Source organism: Vibrio sp. Vb0349 (assembly GCF_033338975.1).
On record NZ_JAWOTS010000202.1, the window covers coordinates 1 to 1,392 of the forward strand.

At 44.4% G+C, this 1,392-nt stretch carries 2 protein-coding genes; both read right to left on the minus strand.

Going from position 1 to position 1,392, the window contains the following annotated elements:
- The coding region (locus R7Q47_RS24545; protein WP_318089851.1) for a cation:proton antiporter at window positions 1–526 on the minus strand (526 nt) is incomplete at its 3' end.
- 81 nt (window positions 527–607) lie between these two features.
- Window positions 608–1,392 (minus strand): ROK family protein (locus R7Q47_RS24550; protein WP_318089854.1); only part of this gene is annotated, 785 nt, incomplete at its 5' end.

Genomic DNA, 1,392 nt, shown 5'->3' on the forward strand with positions numbered 1-1,392 from the left:
ATAGACCTATGGCGTACCATTCTGGCACTTTGCCTGTCGAAACAGTCAGAAACACGACGGCGAAGATATCTTGCATAACCAAAATACCGATGGCCAGTGTGGCGTATGTCGCGTTGAGTTCACCTTTTTCCTGCAGTGTTTTTACCGCGAAAACAGTGCTAGAGAAGGAAAGTGCAAAGGCTAGGAGCAATATCTGCCCGCTTTCCATACTTGCAAGGGACGTTAATCCAAGCAGTTTCAGCCCTGACAACGCAAGAGCAAAAAAAGCGGTTGAAAGAATATTGTGCGCTGTTGCGCCGCCCCAAATTTCTTTGGAGAGCAATGTTTTTACATCGAGCTTTAAGCCAATAGTAAAAAGCAAAAGAGTAACGCCGAGATCAGCCAGAGTGACAATAACGTCATTACTTTGATAGCCAAAGGCATGTAAGCCAAAACCTGCTAGTAGAAAACCGACTAGAGGGGGAAGGCTGCATTTGAGCGCGATGAAGCCTGCTAAAAAAGCCGTTGTAATTAGAATAATTTCCATACTGTTGAGCTAGATTCCTGATATACGAAAACGGGCTGTGAAAACACAGCCCGAGATTGTAACTCAATTAGTTGTATAAACTTAGTCTTCTAGTAACTTTTGTAACAAAACGCCATTTAACATCGCTCGTTTTATCATGGCGAAAGCGCCCATTGTTGGCTGCTTATCAATGTGAGAAGCCACAATTGGAAGATCGTTATGGAATGTTTTCAGTGACTGGTTTTCTACATTTCTTTGAATTGCAGGGAAAACAATGTCTTGTGCAGCGGTGATGTCACCTGCAATCACGATTTTTTGTGGGTTAAACAAGTTGATGGTGATAGCGATGGCTTTACCCAACTGGTTACCAACACGTACTAAGCTCTGTTTCGCGAGCTCATCACCGTTCATAGCATGAGTGCATACATCTTCAATCGTAATGTGCTCCAATTGCGTTAAGCTAGACTCATAGCCTTGTGCTATGAGCTGTTTAACGCGTTGGATGATCGCTGGGTTAGCAGCAACCGTTTCAAGACAGCCAAAGTTGCCGCATTGGCATTGCTCACCAAGAGGGTCAATTTGAATGTGGCCAATTTCACCTACGTTACGGTTAAAACCTAGAAACACTTGGCCGTTAACAATGATGCCTGCGCCAGTACCGCGGTGTACACTGACTAAGATAGAGTCTTGGCAATCTTGGCTAGCACCAAAATAATGTTCTGCAAGTGCCATACCACGGACGTCGTTACCGACAAAGCAAGCCGTATTGAACTTCTCTCGGATAATTTCACCAAGCGCAAGGTTATCAATATCCGTATTTGGCATGTACTCAACGACGCCTGTCGTAGGGTTAACTAGGCCTGGTAACGTAATACCGATAGCAATCA